At 64.2% G+C, this 976-nt stretch carries 1 pseudogene; it reads left to right on the top strand.

The annotated features are described in order from the left end of the window. Positions 1–976 (top strand): annotated as a pseudogene (locus tag Q6A51_RS27270) (filamentous hemagglutinin N-terminal domain-containing protein); the annotation flags it as partial.

Here is a 976-nt window from a genome sequence, read left to right on the forward strand (position 1 = left end):
GGGCGGTGACGGTGAATGCCAACGCGGTCGAGGTCAACGGGCCGCTGTATGCGGGCAGCGCGTTGTCGATCACGACGCCGGGCGATCTGGCCATCCAGCAGAATATCGCCGCACGGGACAGCGTCACACTGTCCAGCACCGGGCTCCTGAGCAACAGCGCGATCATCGAGGCGGGCGTCAATGCGGATAACAGCCGCAATGCCGCCGGCGATGTGGTGCTGTCGGCAGGCAACCTGACCAACACCGGCAACATTGTCGCCAGCCGTGCCGTGCAGGCGACCGTCACCCAGACCCTCAACAACCAGGGCGCGACCCTGAGCGGGCAGGCCAGTACCCGCATTACCGCCACGACCCTCGATAACCGCCAGTCAGGTCGCATCCTGAGCCAGGGCGGCAACATGAGTGTCACGGCCAGCAACGTATCGAACGGTCAGAAGGGCCTGATGTCCAGCGCGGGAACGCTGACAATCAATGCCGACTCACTGGATAACACCGCGGGCAGTATCACCAGCACTGGCGCCTCGACCCTGACTGTCACCGACGCCGTGGTCAACCAGGGCGGCGAAATCCTCAGCGATGCAGCCCTGACCCTCACCAGCGGCCGTCTGGACAATAGCCTCAGTGGCCGGATTGCCGGCAAAGGCGTGACCGTCACCACCGGCGCCTTCAACAACAGCCAGGACGGTCGCCTGACCAGCACCGAGGCCTTGCGCCTGACTGCCGCGCAGGTCAATAACAGCGAAGCGGGGCGTATCGCCAGTGCCATGGCCCTGACCATGGTGGTCACGGGCCTGGATCTCTCGACCGCGATCCTCAATAACGATCAAGGCGTGATACGCAGCGATAGCATCCTGACCCTGAACGCTGGCTCTGTGTCGAACTTGGCAGGCAGCCTCACCAGCACCGGCACTGCCAACCTCACCGTCACGGACGCCGTGGTCAACCAGGGCGGCGAAATCCTCAGCGATGCACCTCA

The sequence above is a fragment of the Pseudomonas serbiensis genome (assembly GCF_030580745.1).
Lineage (GTDB): Bacteria > Pseudomonadota > Gammaproteobacteria > Pseudomonadales > Pseudomonadaceae > Aquipseudomonas > Aquipseudomonas serbiensis.